The following is a 16,886-nucleotide window of genomic DNA, read 5'->3' on the forward strand; positions in this document are numbered from 1 at the left end:
ATCGCGTCGCTACCTCCTGCTGCCCTCCTAATACTGGGGCCCGTCTGCCAGCAGCTGCGCGTACTGCGCGGGCGTATCCACGTCGACGGCGCCGGCCGGAAAGTCAATGGTCGCCAGCTCGGAGGGGGGTAGGGAAGCCAGCAGCTGCTGGGCGCCGGCCGCGCCGCTAAGCGTCCGCAGCCGCTCAAACAACGCCGACCCGAACACCACCGGCACGCCCGCCGTGCCCGCGTAGGCCGAAGCCACGGCCACCCGGCCCGTTTCGTGCTGCACCCGCAGCAGCGCTTGCAGGTGCGCGGCCGTGAGCAGGGGCTGGTCGCAGAGCAGGAGCAGCACGGCCGGCGGCGGGCCTTCAGCAGCAGCAGTAGCAGAGGGGGGGTAGGCGGCCAGCGCCGCCATCCCGGCCCGCACCGAGGCGCCCAGGCCCTCGGCCCACTGCGCGTTGCGCGCCACCAGAAAGGGCAGGCCGGCCACCTCCGGCAGCAGTTCCTCGTGCAGGGCGCCGGTGACGAGTACCAGCGGCCGGCAGCCGGCGGCGGCGGCCGTTTCGGCGGCGCGGCGCAGCAGGGTTTGACCCCGGTAGGCCAGCAGTTGCTTGGGCTGACCCAGCCGGACGGAGGCGCCGGCGGCGAGCAGCAGCAGGGCGGGCGGAACGGTTGCCGGAGTTGGCGAAAAAAGCATGGGGTAGGGAAGGAGCGGCCGTCAGCGAAGAGCCAGACTGGGGCGCGAGCCGAAAGTTTTTGCGTCCCGGCGTTAAACTTCGTGGTCGGGATTTTATCTAACGGCAGTTACTGAGAAGCAAATCAGGAAGTGGCGCTGCCCGCCGCCAGGCGCGCGAAACTAACCGCGGCGCGGCGAGCGCCGAAAATTATTCCAGCCTCCAATTTGTTTATTTCAGTGGCATTTACCTTCAATTAAACGCGCTTCGGCGCCTTACGCCATGAGAATTAAATCGTTGTTTTTCGCTTTCGGACTAAGTCTGCTTGTGCTGGGTGGCCTCAGCGGCTGCGTGGCCTCCGCCGGGGTGGGCCCCGACTATGGCTACTACCCGCCCGTGCGGCAGCCCTACTACCGGCCTTATCCGCCCCGGCCGGTAGTGGTGGTGCCGGCGCCCTACTACCGCCGCCCGGTGTACCGGCCCGCCTACCCACCGGCGTATCGCCCTGCCTACCGGCCGCGCTACGACGGCTACCGGGGCGGGCCTTATGGGCGGCGGGGCCGCTAAGTCGGGCCAGTTTTCTGACTGACGTTGCCTTTGAGCCGGGCTGTTCACTGCATAAGCGGGCAGCCCGGTTTTTGCTGGTAGTCAGAATTTTGGCTGACTGATGGTCCGCCAAAAGAGATAATTTTATTCTGCCGTTAGGAAGAGGCCATGCACGGCGCCGGCCCGCTCGCGCAGCGGACGCCCGTCGCGCCGGTGGCGGCGGGCCTGGATTTCGGCCACGATAGTCAGTGCGATTTCCTCGGGGGTTTCGCTGCCCAAATCCAGGCCGATGGGGCTGTGCAGGCGGGTGCTTAGCAGCTCGGCCTGCTCTTCTTCGGCGAGTTCCAGCTCAGTGAGCAGCCGGCCGGCCTTGGCGCGGGGGCCCAGCAAGCCGATGTAGGGCGTGGCGGCGGGCAGGTGGCGGACCAGGGCCGCGAGGTCATAGGCGTAGTTGTGGCTCAGCAGCACGGCGTAGGCGTCGCCGGGCGGCGGCTCGTGCCCGATGGCGCTCACCGGCACCACGCGCACGGCGGCCGCCTCGGGGAAACGGGCCGCGGTGGCCAGGTTGGGGCGGCCATCGAGCACGGTGAGGTGCCAGCCCAGCGAAGCAGCCAGGCGCACAAGCGGCTGCGCGTCGTTGCCGGCGCCGTAGATAATAACTTTTAGCGGCGGCATCAGCAATTCCAGCAGCGCCCGGACGGGGCCGGCATCGGTGTCCAAGTCCAGCACCTGCGTGGTGCCCAGGTCGCCGCGAGCCAGCGTGGCGCGGGCGGCCTCGGCCAGCGGGGCGGCCAGGGTGGGCGCCCCGCTGGCCGAGGCCGCGCCGGCCGCCGTCAGCAGCAGGCGCTGCCCTACCCCCGCCTGCAAGCCCAGGGCCTCATCGGTGCTGAAAACCGTGGCCAGCACGGCCGGCTCGGGATGCTGGGCGAAGCCGCGCAGCAGTTCCACGGGGTTGTCGGGCGCGGCAAAATCCAGCGGCTCCAGCAGGATGCGCACCACGCCCTGGCAGCCAGGGCCGAGGCCGTGGCGCGGGTCGTCTTCGTCGCGGGTGTCATACGTGACCAGCGCCGGCTGGCCCCGGAAAATGGCCTGCCGTGCCCGCTGCCGCGCATCACCCTCCAGGCAGCCCCCGCTGATGGCGCCCGTGAGCTGCCCGTCCTCGGCCACTAACATCCGCGCCCCTGGTCGGCGGTAGGCGGAGCCCAGCACCTCCACCACCGTGGCCAGCGCGCAGGGCCGGCCGGCGGCGCGGTGCTGGTCGTAGGCCAGGAGCAGGCGTTGGAGTTCGGTCATAATTTCAGCGAGGGGGTAGGGCGAGGGGGAACACGGGGGTTAGGTTAAGAACAAAACAGGCGCTCATGGCGCGCGCAGCGCAGCAGGAGCGCCTGTTTTGCTCACTGCGCTATACCACGACCCCGCCGAGTACTTTTTCCGGCGTCAGGGGCAGGTCGCGCAGGCGCTTGCCGGTGGCGTGAAACACGGCGTTGGCGACGGCGGCGGCCACGCCCACGGTGGCAATTTCGCCGATGCCCTTCACGCCCATTGCGTTAATGAACGGGTCGTTTTCTTCCATGAACTCGACGGTCATGGCTGGAATGTCGGCGTTGGTCGGGATGTGGTAGCCGGCCAAATCGGCGTTGGTGTAGCGGGCGAAGTGCGGGTCGCGCTCGGTATATTCCATCAAGACCGAGCCGATGCCGAACACGGCGCCGCCGATAATCTGCGAGCGGGCCGTCTTGGCGTTCAGAATGCGGCCCGCGCCGATGACGCTCACCCAGCGCGTGACGCGCACCGTGCCCAAGTCGGCATCAACGCGCACCTCGCAAAAGTGCGCCCCAAACGAGTGCATGGAGTGACCGCCGCTGTCTTCCTGGTGGCCGGAGTCGGCGCCGCCGGGGGCGCGGCCGGTTTCGTAGCCGGCGCCGTACTTGCCGTTGCCCATGCCTTCGAGGTCGGTCATGGTGTTGCGGTTCATGAGTTCGGCGAACCCCTCGCTTTTCTGCTTGTTGGACTTGAGCATGAGCCGGCCGTTTTCGCCCACCACATCTTCCGCTTTCGCCCCGAACAACGGCGACTTTTTATCGGCCACGGCCTGCTTGGCCAGCTTCTGATACACGTCCTGCACGGCCATGAAAATGGACGACGACACCGTACCCGCCGCCACCGAGCCGCCGGAGTTGGGCGCCGTGGGCAGGGTCGTATCGCCCAGCTCAAACCGGATTTTGTTCAGTGGCAGGCCCAGCGCGTCGGCCGCTACCTGCGTCATCACGGTGTAGGTGCCGGTGCCCAGGTCAGTGGCGCCGCTCTGCACCACGGCGTGGCCGTCGGCGTAGAGGCGCACGCGCGCGGTGCCCTGCGAATTATGAACGGGGTAGGAAGCCGTGGCCATGCCGATGCCCATCAGGTAGCGGCCCTGCCGGGTGGCGCCGGGCCGCGGGTTGCGGCTTTTCCAGCCAATCAGCTCGGCGCCGCGCGCGTAGCACTGCTTGAGGCTCTTGCTGCTCCAGGGCTTATTAACGCTGAAATCCTTGTCGGCGTAATTGCGCAGCCGGAGTTCAATGGGGTCAATGTTGAGCTTGTAAGCCAAGTCATCCATCAGGCTTTCGAGCGCGAACGAGCCCGGACCCTCGCCCGGCGCGCGGGTGAAGGTCGAGGTCATCACGTCGGCGCGGGCCATGTCGTAGTGGCTCTCAAAGTTGTCGCAGGCGTAGAGCAGGTTGATAATCTTGCTGTTCGACTCAGCGTAGGTGTCGAAGGGCGAAGTGGTGGAGGTTTTCTCGTGCTTGAGGGCCAGCAGCTTGCCCTCGTTGGTGGCGCCCAGGCTCAGTGTCTGGCTCTGGTCTTCACGGTGGCCCATGCTCGTGAACATCTGCTGGCGGGTCAGGGCCAGCTTCACCGGCCGGTTCACGACCTTGGCCGCCAGCGCCGTGAGCACCGTGTGGGGCCAGCACGAGCCCTTGCACCCAAAGCCGCCGCCGATGTACTTAGTTATAACCCGCACCTGCTCGCGCGGCAAACCCAGCATCTGCGAGAGCGCGGTTTGGGTGCGCGTCACGCCCTGCGCCGCGTCGTACACCGTCAGGCGGTCAGGGCCTTCCCAGACGGCCGTCGTGGCGCCGGGCTCTATCGGGCTGTGATGATAGACGGGGTGCGAATAAGTGGCCGTCATTTTGACGGGCGCGGCGGCCATCGCGGCGGCTACGTTGCCGCGCTTGGTGTGGCCGGGCTGCTTGCCATCCTGGGTGGAGAGGGGGTCAAACAGCTTTGCCTTGGGGTCGCGGAAGGTGGCAATAAGTGCCGGGGCCGCCTCGTAGCGCACCTGGAGCCGGGCGGCAGCTTCCCTGGCGCGGTCCAGCGTGTCGGCCACTACCACGGCTACGGGCTGGCCGGCGTAGTGAATCTCCGGCCCGGTGAGGGGTAGGAACCCCATCGGCGCGCCGATGTCCTTCTTGCCCTGCGCGTCGTTGGGCGTCTTAGCCAGCTTAGGCAGGTTGAGGTGGGTGAGCACGGCCAGCACGCCCGGCTCCTTGAGCGTGGCGGCCGTGTCGATGCTCAGAATCCGGCCCTTGGCGATGGAGCTGGTCGCCAGCACGCCGTGCACGAGCCCCGGCAGCGGAAACTCGGCGGAGTACTTAGCCGCGCCGGTCACCTTGGCGTGACCATCAACGCGGCTCACGGGCTGCCCGACAAGGCCGCCAGCGGTGTTGGAGAAGAAAGGTTCGGGTGTCATTTAGCAGATAGCGTTTAACGGGCCGACAAAGCGAAGAAGCCGTTCGGTAATCCTGATGGGTAGACTTTAGCGCCTTTTACTTGGTGAGATAATCGGGCGGAAACAGCTCCTGGCCATACCTTTTGGCTACTTCCGCCAGCCTTTGCTGGTCGGCCGGGCTCATCGGCGGGGGCGGGGGTAGGAAAGCGCCGGCCGCCACGGGCTGCCCGATTTCCTGGAAAAACTTCTCCAGACCCGCCGGCACGACGGTGCATAAGAGACGCGCCACCGCATCGGTTTCATTTTTAAAGCTGTGCACCGGGCCACCGAGGGGAATACTGACAAAAGCGCCCTGGCGGGCCGTGTAGGTTTGCGACTCGCTGCGCACCACGACTTCGCCTTCCAGCACATAAAACGACTCCTGGAAACCAGCGTGCGCGTGGGGTCCCGGCCCACCGCCGGGCGGTATTAGCATCTCGATGGTGGCGTAGGCCCCGCCGGTTTGCTCGCCGGTTATCACCAAGCGGTAAGTATCGCCGATTACCGACAGTTCCTGACCGTCCGGCGCATCAATGGTTATCACAGCGGTTGGTCTCATGGGGTTGTTTGGCTAGGAATTGAAGGTGGCAGGTGGGCTGGCTCCGCAGCCCGCGCCCTTAGTGTTGGTTACCCCAGCGCCGCCACATCCGTTAAGGCCCGCACGAGCGTGCGCTGGGCCAAGTCCACTTTAAACTTATTGTGCTCGCGGGGCGAGGCCTCGCGCACCGCCGCCGCCGCCGCCGCCCGGAAAGTCGCCTCCGTGGGCGCCTGGCCCACGAGCAGCTTCTCGGCCGCCTGCGCCCGCCACGGCACCGTCCCTACCCCCCCCAGCGCCACGCGGGCCGAGCGGATGACGCCCGCCTGCACATCGAGCCCCACGGCGGCCGAAACCAGCGCGTAGGCGTAGGAAGCGCGGTCGCGCACTTTCAGATACAAGGACCGGCGGGCGTGAGCGGCGTTGGGTATTGTTATCGCCGTAATCAGCTCACCGGGCTGCAACTGGTTCTCAATGTGCGGCGTGAGGCCGGGCAGCTTGTAGAAATCGAGCAGCGGCACCTGCCGGGTCTGGCCCTTGGCATCGGTGAGGCTGAGCACCGCGTCGAAGGCAACCAGGGGCACGGTGAAATCAGAGGCGTGGGTGGCGATGCAGGCCGGGCTGGTGCCCAGGATGGCCAGCGTGCGGTTGTCGCCGGTTTGGGCGGGGCAGCCGGAGCCGGGCACGCGCTTGTTGCACGGAAATGCCACGTCGCGGAAGTAGGGGCAGCGCGTGCGCTGAAGCAGGTTGCCGCCCAGGCTGGCCATGTTGCGCAGCTGCGGCGAGGCCGACAGCAGCAAGGCCTGCGACACGGCCGGAAACTCCTTTACCACCAGCGTGTTTTCGGCCGTGTCGCTCATGCGCTCCAGGGCGCCGAGCCGCAGGCCGGTGGCCGTGGCGCTGATGCCCAGCAGCGGCAGCCGGTTGATGTCCACGAGCTGCGAATGGTCCTCGACGTGGGCCTTCATCAGGTCCACCAGGGCCGTGCCCCCAGCGATGAAAGCGGCCTGCTTATCGGCTTTGAGGGCGGCGCCGGCTTGCTGCGCCGTAGTGGCGGGCGTGTAGCTGAAGTTGTTCATAGTCTATTGCTGATAGCAGAGAAAAGCGGTCATGCAGAGCGCAAGCGAAGCACCTCGCGTGCAGCAGTAATCAAGCTTAACCTAACGATTAGGTTAGTGCCGCGCGCGAGATGCTTCGCGGGGCTCAGCATGACGTTGTTTTTAGCCAGCTCTTTTTAGCCCTTACTATTGCCCGTGCCCGCCACTTCGCGCACGGCGGCCAAAATATTGGGGTAGGCGCCGCAGCGGCACAGGTTGCCGCTCATCCACTCGCGAGCCTGGTCGTCGGTGCCGGCGTGGCCTTCCTTGACGCAGGCCACGGCCGACATAATCTGGCCGGGGGTGCAGTAGCCGCACTGAAAGCCGTCGTGCTTGAGAAACGCGGCCTGCATGGGGTGCAGCTCCTCGCCTTTGGCCAAGCCTTCGATGGTCGTGATTTCCTTGCCCTGGCTCATGATGGCCAAACTCAGGCAGGCATTGACGCGGCGGCCATCCACGAGCACGGTGCAGGAGCCGCACTGGCCGTGGTCGCAGCCTTTTTTGGAGCCGGTCAGGTCCAGGTACTCGCGCAGCGCGTCGAGCAGGCTGGTGCGGGGCTCGGCGCGCAGGCTGCGGGTGGCACCGTTGATTTTGAGCTTGATTTCCGTCACGCCGCGCACGGTGGCGGCCGGGCTGGCGGCGTCCACGCCCGCGGCCAGCGCGCCGGCCGGGCCCAGCAGGGGCGGGGCCAGCGCAGCACCCAGCAGGCCGCCGGTTTGCTTGAGAAAGTTGCGGCGCGAGGCGCCGCCGGTGCCGGGCGCTTGGGCGTCGGAGGTGTCGTCGGGGGGTAGGGGCGGAGCTTGCATGGTGAAAAGGTACGAAAAAGTTGAATTTTAGCCTCTTGTTCAGTTCTTAATTACCCTAATCTTTTCTGCGGCGGGCCGGGGGTGGGGCGGACTTCCGCCCGCCGCTCGTGCCGCTTGGCTTAGAGCCTATTATGTACTTTCCAGCACGTGGATGCAGTTTCCGGCGCGCATTGCCTGTTGTCGAATCGACAGAATCAGACCAGCGCATCAAAAATTGCTGCCACAGGCTGCAAAACGCATAAAAAGTGCATAACAGGCTCTAGTAGTGCAACGAAGGCCGTTCTTGCGCCGGACGGGGGGCTTCCCCTTCCCTACCCCCCCCTCACCGTCCCTACCCTTCAACGACAAACGCCCGGCTCATCCGGCAAGGCCACGAGCTGCTCGATTTGTACAGTGCAGTGGCTGATGCGAAACTGCGCCCGCAAATCCCGCTGGAGCTGTGCCAAAAAGGGATTGTCGCCGCCGCTAGGCCGCACGAGGTGGGCGGTGAGCGCAGTTTCGGTGGTGCCCAGGGGCCAGACGTGCAAGTCGTGAACCTCACTAACTCCTGGCTGTGCCAGCAAAAAGGCCCGGATTTTCGCTAAATCAACGCCCGCTGGCGCCGCCTGCACGCTCAGGTGCAGGGTTTCGCGCAGCAGGCCCCAGGAGCCGTAGCCTACAAGTCCTAAAATGACGAAGCTCAGCAGCGGGTCAATCCAGCGCCAGCCCGTGAAATAGACCACGGCCCCGCCCACCACCACGCCCGCCGACACGAGCGCGTCGGTGAGCAGGTGCAGGTAGGCGCCGCGCACGTTCACGTCGGCGCCGTGCTCGCCGCGCCGGAACAGCCAGGCGCTGAAGCCATTAATGACAATGCCCAGCCCGGCCAGCAGCATGACGAGCTGGCCGTTCACCGGGGCCGGGTCGCGCAGGTGCTGAATGGTTTCCCACAAAATGACGCCCAGCGCCGCGTAGAGCAGTAGCGCATTGAGCAGCGCCGCCTGAATCGTAAGCCCCTTCAAACCATACGTATAGCGCCCCGCGGCGGGGCGCCGCGCCAGCCGGCCCGCGCCCCAGGCCAGGCCCAAACCCAGCACGTCGCCCAGGTTGTGGCCCGCATCCGAGAGCAGCGCCGCCGAGTTGGCCCAGTAGCCGCCCCCGGCCTCGGCCAGCACGAACACCGCGTTCAGCAGAATCCCTACCCCGAACGCCAGGTTGAACGGCATGTCGGGCGAGGGGCCGTGGTGATGGTGGCCGGGCGCGCCGTGGTCGTGGCCCGAATGGTCGTGGCCCGAATGGTCGTGCTCGGGTTGATGTTGACTTGGAGCGGAAGAAAGAGCGTCAGCCATGAGAGAAAAGCGGCAAAGTGCCAGGCCCACAAAACGATGGAGTAACCGGGAGCCGAAAAGGTGGCCTCGGCGCCCGCCCGGCAAGCTACGCCAGGTAGCTGGCTGGCAGCTTGATTAAACACCGAAAAGCCCGCCACAATTACGCGGCGGGCCTTGTTGAGCTAAATCTTATAGTTGGACAGCACTAGCTGCTCAGCCAGCCACCGAGCGGTTTCAAGACGCCCTCTCGTAGCTGCGGCCACGGTGCTCATAGGCTCTGCTTACTAGCTCATTACCTTGCAGTTGCGGTAAGGAGGTGAGTGAATGTGCCGCTCAACTAGCCAGCACGCGCTGCGCGGGGCCGGCGGCTGTTGCGGCCGGCCCCGCGGGGCGGGGCCGCCACTTGGCTGCATCCATCACCAGCGTTACCAGCACGGCGTGGGGTAGGGTCACGACCGAGGCCACCACCAGCGCCAGGCTGAACCAGGCCGCCCCATCGGGCAGGCGGGCGGCCAGCAGATAGCCCAGCACCAGCAGTGCCGCGCAGCTCAGCAGCAGCAGCGGTGCGGCCCGACGAATGAAAAAGCCCAGTTGGCGTAGCAGCTCCCGCCCCGGCTGGCCGGGCACCCCGGCCGGCGCGGCGTAGCCCAGCAGTGGCGTCAGGCGCAGCACGTGCTGCAAGCTGTGCCAGAAGATGAAGTAGACGCCCACCGACAGCAGGGGGGGTAGGGATACGAACAGCAGCAGCAGCACCGCCACATCGCGCGCGTCCAGCCCCAAAGCGGCCCAGTGGCGGCGGGCGGCGTAGCCGCCCCACAACGCCAGGTGCCCGGCCGCTACCACCAGCCCCAACCCCGTGGCGGCCGCCCCGAAAGCGCCGGCCGCCACAGGCCGGGCCCCGGCGAAAGTGAGCAGCCCATTAATGATGCCCAGCGTGTCGGCGGGCCAGGCCAGGGCGGGCACGGCAAACAGCAGCAGCCCCCGCAACAGGCTGTGGGCCAGCCACTGGCCGGGCCGCTGGGGTTGCTCCGGCGCATCGGCCGAGCCCCAGTGCCAGACGGTCATCCCAAAAAACAAGCCCACCGTCATCGCCGGCCAGCGCCACCACAAGGCCAGCACCAGACCCGCCAGCCCCAGGTAGCCGAGCAGAAACCAGCCCCAGTAGCGCCCCGAGCGCAGCGACACGGCCGGCCGCGCGCCCGGCACCACCAGCTGGTCGCAGGCGCCGTGGGCAATGCCCAGGCCCACCAGGCCCACGGCCAGCAGCGGCGCCAGCACCGGGCCCGCCGCCTGCGGCGCCGCCGCGCCCAGGCCCGCGGCGGCCAGCACGGCCGCGTAGGAGTAGCGGCGGGAGATAAAAGGAGGCATAAACGCGGTAGTAATAAGGTTCATAATATTTAATAAGTAAAGTATTCAGACCGCTAAAGCCCGTTGCCGGGCTAGTGTTTGGGGCTGACGCTAGTTTGTTGTTTAATAGCTGTTTACTCTTCTAATAATTCAGTTTCGCAGCTTGATAAGGTGCTTGGCCGCGGCCGGACCGCCGGGCCAAAGCCCGCTGGGCCGGCCGGGTAGCTCAGGCTCGCCATCGGCGCTGGGCTGGGCCGGGCCTTACCGGGGGACGGGGGGGTAGGAAAATCAGAGTTCATCGCTCTTTGGGACCAGTTGGTCGAAAATTCTTCCTAGTGGGCTTGGAGAAGTGGGACACTGCTATAAATTTGATTTTTATAATATTATATGTATAAAATAAGTATTTAGTTAATTATTAGTAGGACAATAAACAGCGTGCGTTGCGGGACAACTGCAAAGACTGTCAGGTTTTTTCACTGAATTTTCATACTCCCCACTTTACCCTTTCCTTTTTACCATGAAACAGCTCGACTCAATTACCAATGACTTGCTGGCGCTGCCCGCGGGGGCGGCTTCCGGCTCGCGGCCGGCTGGCTGGCTGCTGTGGCGGGCGCTGCTGCTCGGCCTCGTGCTGGCCTTTGGCGCCGCCCGCCCGGCCCAGGCCGGCCATTTCCGCTACGGCTCGCTCACCTGGCGCACCATCGCCACCGACCCAAGTAAGCAAACCGTACAGTTCAAGGTCAGCCAGTCGTGGCGGCGCAGCTTTAGTGCGTTCGAGAACGTGACTGTGGGCTCGACGGTGCTGACCGACGTGCTGGACTTCGGCGACGGCAGCACGGCCGATATCGTGCTCACCGTCACGTCGGTGGATGTGGCCGGCGACAGCTTCTACGGCGAAGCCGCCATCACCCACACCTACGCGGCGGCCGGCAACTACCGGGCTTTCTTCACCAACTGCTGCCGCCTCTCGACGCTGGCCAACAATGCCAACGGCAGCTGGTTTGTGAACTCGCTGGTGAACGCCGGCACCGGCAACAACTCGCCGGTTTCGACCGTGGCGCCGATGGTGAACCTGGCCACGGGCCAGAACCCGGCCTCGTTTCTGCTGCCCGTGAGCGACCCCGACGGCGATGCCGTCACCTTCGCACTAGCCACGGTGGCCGACTTCAGCGGCAACCCGTTTCAGAATGCGCCCACGCTGGCCGTGGATGCGCGCACGGGCCGCGTGACCTTCAACACGGCCATCATGGCCGTCGGGCAGCTCTACAATGCCGTTATCAAAGTCAGCGACGGCCAGACCAGCATTTTGGTCGATTTTATTATCAGCATCACGGCCACCTCGACGGCTCCGGTGTTCGACTACAGCCTGACGCCGCCCAACGGCTTCGTGTACCGGCTCGCGCCGGGCCAGCCGCTCACCTTCGGCGTGCGCGCCACCGACAGCGACCCCGGCGACCAGGTGCGCTTGCAGGCCTTCGGGCTGCCGCTGGGCGCGGGCACCGCGCCCGCGCTGCCCACCACCGCCAACCCCGTGCAGAGCACTTTCACCTGGACGCCGACGGTGGCCAACCTGGGCACCAGTATCATCAACTTCGTGGCCCAGGACCTGGCTGGCGTGCAAGCTTCCACCTCGGTGACGATTGAAGTAACCCAGCGGCCGGTGTTCGACGTGCCGCCTACCCCCGCCTACGGCAGCGTAGTGCAGGCCACGCCCGGCACCGCGCTGAGCTTTCCTATCCAGGCCTCGGACCCCGACGCCACCGACCGGGTAAGCCTGGTGAGCGCGACCGGGCTGCCCGCCGGCGCCGGCTTTTCGCCAGCCCTGCCCACGGTGGCGGCCAACCCCAGCCGCACGCAGCTGAGCTGGACGCCGGCCGTGGCCAACTGGGGCCCGCACGCCGTCACGCTTACGGCCCGCGACACCCACGGCGACCAGGCCACCCACACGCTCAACTTCCTCATCAACTCGGCGCCTGCTTTCACGTCGCAGCCCGGCAACCTGGCGCTGGTGGCGGGCCAGCCTTTCCGCTACAACATTAGCGCCACCGACCCCGACCTGCCCTACGGCGACCGGCTGGCCTTGGAAGGCCCGGTGCTGCCGGCTTGGCTCCGGCTCGTCGACAATGGCAACGGCACGGCCACGCTCAGCGGCACGCCCGGCCCCGCCGACCTGGGCCGCCACCCCGTCACGCTGGCGGCGGAGGACACCTACCACCACGGCAACACCTACGGTCATATCACGCAGCAGTTTGTGCTGAACGTGACCGCCCCGGCCGCGTGCGCCGTGCGGCTGACGGCCACCGGCACCAACCCCAACTGCCTGATGGCCAACAGTGGCCACAGTACCCTGGCCGTGGCCGGCGCCACCGCCCCCCTCACCTATGCCTGGACCGGCCCGAACGGCTACCGCTCGGCCGCGCCGAGCCCCAGCGGGCTGGCCGCCGGCACCTACGCCGTGACCGTGACCGACGCCAACCGCTGCACCGCCACCACCCGGCTGACCCTGACGGCGCCCACCCCGGCCGTGCCGCCCACGGTGGCCGTGGCCCTCAGCGGCAGCGCCGTGGCGGGAATGCCGGCCAACACTCTGTTCCTCGGCTACGGCCCGCAGACGGCCACGCTGACGGCCAGTGGCGGCGTGCGCTACCAGTGGAGCCCCAGTGCCGGCCTCAGCAATGCTGGCATTGCTAATCCCGTATTCGCGCCCACGGCGGCCGGCACGTACACCTTCACCGTAACGGCCTTCAACGCGGCCGGCTGCGGCGCCTCGGCCAGTGTGACGCTGCGCGTGCTCGATGCCCGCTGCGGCAACAACCCCAACAACCCCAAGGTGCTGATTTGCCACAACGGCCACGAAATCTGCATCTCGCCCAACGCCGTGCCCGCCCACTTGGCCCACCGCGCCCAGCACGGCGACTACCTGGGCGGCTGCGGCAGCCCGCCCGCCGCTCAGCCGGCTGCCCAGCCGGCCGCCGTGCTGCTCGAAGCCTTCCCCAACCCGCTCACGGCCGGCAGCGCGGTGCGCTTGCGCGTCGGCGCCACGGCCCCGGCCTCGGTCAAAATCTACAACCAGATGGGCTACCTCATGGCCACGCTCTTCAACGGCGTGGCCGAGGGAGGCCGCGACTACCTGCTGCCGGTGAAGTCGGCGCAGTGGCCCGCGGGCCTCTACCTCTGCCACGTCGTGAGCCAGGGCCAGACCCGCGTGCAGCGCCTGGTGGTGGTGAAGTAGCCTTTTGCGAACAAATAGCCTATCGCAACTAAATTAAGTAGTAGCTGTTGCCTATTTAAAAAGCCCTTCGGCGTCGGCTGAAGGGCTTTTTTGGCGCCGGCCGCTGCGGTTTTTGGGCCGATGCGCGCTCACTTAACTTTCCGCTAACCTGCTGAGAATCCGACCATCGCTATGGTTCAGCTTCCAGGTCTAGCTTCCAAATGCTACCTTGCTGGTCTATTATTTCCCTTGTAGCTATGATTACGACTCGTATTTTTCTGGTCGACGACCACGCCCTGCTGCGAAAGGGCCTGCGCTCGCTGCTGAGCAACCAGCCCGACCTGTGCGTGGTGGGCGAGGCCGGCAATGGTCACGAGCTGCTGGCCCAGCTGCCCGCCACGCCCACCGATGTAGTGCTGCTCGACCTGAACATGCCCGGCATGAATGGCGTCGAAACGGCCGGCCAACTGCGCGAGCACTACCCCGCCGTGCAGGTGCTGGCCCTGAGTATGCTCGACGAGACGGCCTACATCTACCAGATGCTCGACGCGGGCGCCCGCGGCTACATCCTCAAAAATGCTGGCCTCGATGAGATTATCCACGGCATCCGCACCGTGGCGGCGGGCCGGCTTTTTCTGTGCTCGGAGGTGGGGCTGGGAGCCCTGCTTCAGCTGCGCGGGGGCGCCACCGGCGTGGCTGGCATCACCGCCGCCGGGCAGCTGAGCAACCTCTCGAAGCGCGAAATTGAGGTTTTGCAGCTCATCGCCGAAGGCTACACCAACCAGGAAATCGCCGACCGGATTTTTACCAGCAAGCGCACCGTCGAAACCCACCGCCAGAACATTATCGACAAGACGCAGATGAAAAACACTGCCTCGCTCATCCGCTTCGCCGTGAGCGAGGGCCTGGTGACCTGAGGCGGCCTGGCCCCGGCAAGGGGGGTAGGGATTGGCGCCGCCGGGCGCCGGGCCGCCAACCAAGAGCAGGCGTGCCCGGCCTAGTCGGAGATGGGGATAGGAAAAAGAAATCCGTATAAAGTGCAACCCGCAATCCGTAGTTACGCGCAGGTGGGGGTAGAAAACGAGGCGGAACTTTGTGCAGCCAAGTGATTGAGTAGCGGCCCTGCTCAGCCAGAAGTCCGGCCGTTGCCGGTGGCGCTGCTATCCTCCCCTTCCTATCAGCTATGAAAGTGATTTATCATGAGGCCCTGCCCCAGAGCTACCTGCTGGTGCTGGCTCCCGGCGTGGCGGTTTCGGCCACCGAGCTGGCGTCGCATCTGCGCCGGGCCTGCCGCAGCGGCAAGGCCGCCGTGTGGGTTGATTGCCGCCTGCTCGACGACCTGTCGGCCCCGGCGGCGCGGCTGCTGTGGGCCTGCCACCTGCGCCGCCGCCACGTGCGGCTGGTGCTGTGCCGCGTCTGCGAGGACGTGGAGCAAACGCTGCGGCTGACGTTTGCCGGCCCCGCGCCCGGCCTGTGCCTGGTGCCCATGCTCGATGACGCAGCCGGGCAAGGCGGACTCTGAGTTCCCGGCGGCGCTTCGCGACGGGTGGCGGCGGATGCATTAAAGGCCGAAAAGCAGCATATGACCACGCCAGGGCCTACTTTTTTATTTAAAAGGGGGCAATCGTGCTGGTTTGCAGCTTCCCTACCCCCCCTTGGGCTGCCAGGGTGGGCGGCATCTACTTGGTTTCAGAAAATCAGCCCGCTGCCAGCGTATCCTTTGGCAGAAGACTGGCTTCTTTAACGCGCAAGCCAAACCGGCTGATATGCGCAGCGAGGTCTAAAAAGGCCTTTCCTGGTCGAAATGTTGTTTTCCACGGAGCAAGCGGCCCGTAGTATGCGGGACGCGCCACGGGTTTGTGCGGACTTTCTTTTTGCGGGCCCCGCGTCGCCTTGCTCCCTGCCTGCTCCCCACGCCGCCGAGTGGCTCAGCGTGCCGGCCGCGCGCCAGGCCGGTAATTCCGTAGCTCGCGTCGGCTAGGGCGCCGGCGCGGCGGGCGCCGGCGCGGCCGGCGGCAGCGCCGGGCCGCAGTCGCAGAGCACCTGGCGCTCGGGCAGCGAAACCCGGTAGTCGGGCAGCGAAACCTCCTTCATGTACACCACCGTGAGGTGGCGCAGGGGAGGGTGGGTAGGGTTTTCGTGCCAGATGCGCAGCAGGTAGTTGCAGTAATAGGGTCGCATCCAGGCGTTCTGCACGAAGAGGTAGTTTTCCGAGTATTTGCGCCAGCGGTCATTGGCAAACAGCGCTATCACCGAGGCGGGCTTCGCGTAGCGCACGGGCGCACCGCCGCGGTTGAGGTCGAGCAGGCGGCCGTCGGCGGTGGCGCCTTCGAGCACGTACCAGCCATCGTCCTTGAACACGGCCGGCGCGAACATGCCCCAGTGCTGGTCGGTGCGGAAGAGGTAGCCAAACCAGCGCGTGGGCGCCGGCATGAGCTGGCCGGCCGGGCGCAGCACAGCCACGTCGTCGAGGTTCCACCAGCACACGTAAGCCAGTACGCCCGCCACGAAGCCTTCGCGCAGGCCGCGCAGCCGGCGCCGGCTGCCCGCCGGCAACCCGCCCTCGGTGGTGCGCTCCAGGCGCAGGCGCCAGGGCAGGGCGGCCCACGCCGGCCGGGCCAGGCGCAAGCGCCCGCCGCGCAGCCGCGCGCCATATGGCGCGAACTTCTGGCTCAGCCAGTCCAGGGCCACCGGCGGCAGCAGGCCCAGCACTGAGGCCAGGTTAATGGCGAAAAACAACCCCACGTAGAGCGTCAGGCTGATGCCGAGGTGAAACCCAAACAGCACCCCAATGGCCAGCAGCCGCCAGAAGGCCACGCCCACCGGCAGAAACAGCACGAAGGGCAGGAGCAGCTCGGTGTAGTAGGCGGCGAAGGTGAGAAAGCGCAGCAGGGTGGGGTAGGGGTAGAGCAGCCGGCCGCCGGGCAGCAGCACCTGGTCGAGGCTGAAGGCGTAGTAGAGGGCCGTGCCGTCCTGAGTCCATTCGGGGCCGGTTTTGAGCAGGGCGGTGCACCAGTAGAGCAGGGCCAGCTGCACCACATAGGCCACGGTGGCGGCACTGAAATACTGGTAAGTAGGCGGCGCGGGCGCGCGGCGCGCCGGCCACGACCACACCCGCCCCCAAGGCAGGAAGATGCCCCAGAACAAGAGCATCCGCAGCAAGTCGTCGCCGCCCTGCCCGATGAGCGGGTTGCGGTTTTGCACCGAGACCAGCAGCAGCCACGAGCCCAGCGTGGCCAGGCGCGGGTGATAGCCCAGGCCCAGGGCCACGGCCAGCGCCGCCGCCAGTCCCAGCAGCAGCGCCTGCGCCTGCCAGAGCCCGCTGGCCGTGTGCAGCGAAAACTGAAACGGCGTCCAGGCGTGGTCCATGAGCGCGCCGATGGGCAGCACGCCCAGGTTGGCGTAGTGGGCCTCCACATCGGTGCTGCGAATGAGCACGTCGGCCAGCAGCACGGCGGCTGTGGCCACGCGCAGCAAGGCCAGCGCCCGCAAATCGAGGATGAATGGCCGCCGCAGCACGGCCCAGAAACCAGTCTCTGAAAGGGGCATAAAAAGAATTGGGACACCAGCCCAAACGCCAACAAGGCGAAAAGGCGACCATCAGAATGGCCGGCCTCTTCGCCTTGCGGTC

13 protein-coding genes are annotated in these 16,886 nt (G+C 66.5%); 4 read left to right on the forward strand and 9 right to left on the reverse strand.

What is annotated here, in order from left to right; genetic code table 11:
• Positions 1-27 precede the first annotated feature (27 nt).
• On the reverse strand, positions 28-681 hold the full coding sequence (locus ACFE70_RS09755; RefSeq protein WP_375417547.1) for an NTP transferase domain-containing protein: 654 nt from the start codon (positions 679-681) through the stop codon (positions 28-30).
• Between the two features lie 259 nt (positions 682-940).
• Between ACFE70_RS09755 and ACFE70_RS09760 the strand changes: the two genes are divergently transcribed.
• Entirely contained in the window at positions 941-1,225 is a 285-nt protein-coding gene (locus ACFE70_RS09760; RefSeq protein WP_375417548.1) for a hypothetical protein, read from the forward strand.
• A 123-nt stretch (positions 1,226-1,348) separates the two neighbouring features.
• Here ACFE70_RS09760 and ACFE70_RS09765 read toward each other — a convergent pair whose 3' ends face one another.
• The 7 genes from ACFE70_RS09765 to ACFE70_RS09795 form a co-directional block, all read right to left on the reverse strand.
• Positions 1,349-2,497, reverse strand: a complete 1,149-nt coding sequence (locus ACFE70_RS09765) for an XdhC family protein (protein ID WP_375417549.1) — start codon at positions 2,495-2,497, stop codon at positions 1,349-1,351.
• A gap of 109 nt (positions 2,498-2,606) precedes the next feature.
• Entirely contained in the window at positions 2,607-4,934 is a 2,328-nt protein-coding gene (locus tag ACFE70_RS09770) for a xanthine dehydrogenase family protein molybdopterin-binding subunit (protein ID WP_375417550.1), read from the reverse strand.
• A 76-nt stretch (positions 4,935-5,010) separates the two neighbouring features.
• Entirely contained in the window at positions 5,011-5,511 is a 501-nt protein-coding gene (locus ACFE70_RS09775; RefSeq protein WP_375417551.1) for a cupin domain-containing protein, read from the reverse strand.
• A 68-nt stretch (positions 5,512-5,579) separates the two neighbouring features.
• Positions 5,580-6,566 carry an FAD binding domain-containing protein gene (locus ACFE70_RS09780; protein ID WP_375417552.1) on the reverse strand — a complete coding sequence of 329 codons (987 nt, stop codon included), beginning with the start codon at positions 6,564-6,566 and terminating at the stop codon, positions 5,580-5,582.
• Between the two features lie 155 nt (positions 6,567-6,721).
• Entirely contained in the window at positions 6,722-7,390 is a 669-nt protein-coding gene (locus tag ACFE70_RS09785; protein WP_375417553.1) for a (2Fe-2S)-binding protein, read from the reverse strand.
• Positions 7,391-7,728: 338 nt separating this feature from the next.
• The gene (locus tag ACFE70_RS09790) at positions 7,729-8,718 is read right to left on the reverse strand and encodes a cation diffusion facilitator family transporter (RefSeq protein ID WP_375417554.1); all 990 of its coding nucleotides are present in this window, start codon (positions 8,716-8,718) and stop codon (positions 7,729-7,731) included.
• A 312-nt stretch (positions 8,719-9,030) separates the two neighbouring features.
• Positions 9,031-10,065: a Brp/Blh family beta-carotene 15,15'-dioxygenase gene (locus ACFE70_RS09795; RefSeq protein ID WP_375417555.1), complete on the reverse strand. Its 1,035-nt coding sequence runs from the start codon at positions 10,063-10,065 to the stop codon at positions 9,031-9,033.
• A 496-nt stretch (positions 10,066-10,561) separates the two neighbouring features.
• On the opposite strand from ACFE70_RS09795, the gene ACFE70_RS09800 reads away from it, so the two are divergent.
• From ACFE70_RS09800 to ACFE70_RS09810, 3 genes are all read left to right on the forward strand, one after another.
• On the forward strand, positions 10,562-13,276 hold the full coding sequence (locus ACFE70_RS09800; protein WP_375417556.1) for a putative Ig domain-containing protein: 2,715 nt from the start codon (positions 10,562-10,564) through the stop codon (positions 13,274-13,276).
• A 236-nt stretch (positions 13,277-13,512) separates the two neighbouring features.
• Positions 13,513-14,172 (forward strand): response regulator, encoded by a 660-nt coding sequence (locus tag ACFE70_RS09805; RefSeq protein ID WP_375417557.1) that lies wholly within the window; start codon positions 13,513-13,515, stop codon positions 14,170-14,172.
• A 266-nt stretch (positions 14,173-14,438) separates the two neighbouring features.
• Positions 14,439-14,777 carry a hypothetical protein gene (locus ACFE70_RS09810; protein WP_375417558.1) on the forward strand — a complete coding sequence of 113 codons (339 nt, stop codon included), beginning with the start codon at positions 14,439-14,441 and terminating at the stop codon, positions 14,775-14,777.
• Positions 14,778-15,232: 455 nt separating this feature from the next.
• On the opposite strand, the gene ACFE70_RS09815 is transcribed toward ACFE70_RS09810, so the two are convergent.
• Positions 15,233-16,804, reverse strand: a complete 1,572-nt coding sequence (locus ACFE70_RS09815; protein ID WP_375417559.1) for a hypothetical protein — start codon at positions 16,802-16,804, stop codon at positions 15,233-15,235.
• Positions 16,805-16,886: the final 82 nt, after the last annotated feature.

It is taken from the genome of uncultured Hymenobacter sp., from assembly GCF_964243305.1.
Taxonomy (GTDB): Bacteria; Bacteroidota; Bacteroidia; order Cytophagales; family Hymenobacteraceae; genus Hymenobacter.

Coding starts and splice junctions, on each gene's coding strand:
- ACFE70_RS09770 (WP_375417550.1), bottom strand. CDS start 4,934: ATGACACCCGAACCTTTCTTCTCCAACACCGCTGGCGGCCTTGTCGGG.
- ACFE70_RS09760 (WP_375417548.1), top strand. CDS start 941: ATGAGAATTAAATCGTTGTTTTTCGCTTTCGGACTAAGTCTGCTTGTG.
- ACFE70_RS09810 (WP_375417558.1), top strand. CDS start 14,439: ATGAAAGTGATTTATCATGAGGCCCTGCCCCAGAGCTACCTGCTGGTG.
- ACFE70_RS09775 (WP_375417551.1), bottom strand. CDS start 5,511: ATGAGACCAACCGCTGTGATAACCATTGATGCGCCGGACGGTCAGGAA.
- ACFE70_RS09790 (WP_375417554.1), bottom strand. CDS start 8,718: ATGGCTGACGCTCTTTCTTCCGCTCCAAGTCAACATCAACCCGAGCAC.
- ACFE70_RS09795 (WP_375417555.1), bottom strand. CDS start 10,065: ATGCCTCCTTTTATCTCCCGCCGCTACTCCTACGCGGCCGTGCTGGCC.
- ACFE70_RS09765 (WP_375417549.1), bottom strand. CDS start 2,497: ATGACCGAACTCCAACGCCTGCTCCTGGCCTACGACCAGCACCGCGCC.
- ACFE70_RS09785 (WP_375417553.1), bottom strand. CDS start 7,390: ATGCAAGCTCCGCCCCTACCCCCCGACGACACCTCCGACGCCCAAGCG.
- ACFE70_RS09805 (WP_375417557.1), top strand. CDS start 13,513: ATGATTACGACTCGTATTTTTCTGGTCGACGACCACGCCCTGCTGCGA.
- ACFE70_RS09815 (WP_375417559.1), bottom strand. CDS start 16,804: ATGCCCCTTTCAGAGACTGGTTTCTGGGCCGTGCTGCGGCGGCCATTC.
- ACFE70_RS09800 (WP_375417556.1), top strand. CDS start 10,562: ATGAAACAGCTCGACTCAATTACCAATGACTTGCTGGCGCTGCCCGCG.
- ACFE70_RS09780 (WP_375417552.1), bottom strand. CDS start 6,566: ATGAACAACTTCAGCTACACGCCCGCCACTACGGCGCAGCAAGCCGGC.
- ACFE70_RS09755 (WP_375417547.1), bottom strand. CDS start 681: ATGCTTTTTTCGCCAACTCCGGCAACCGTTCCGCCCGCCCTGCTGCTG.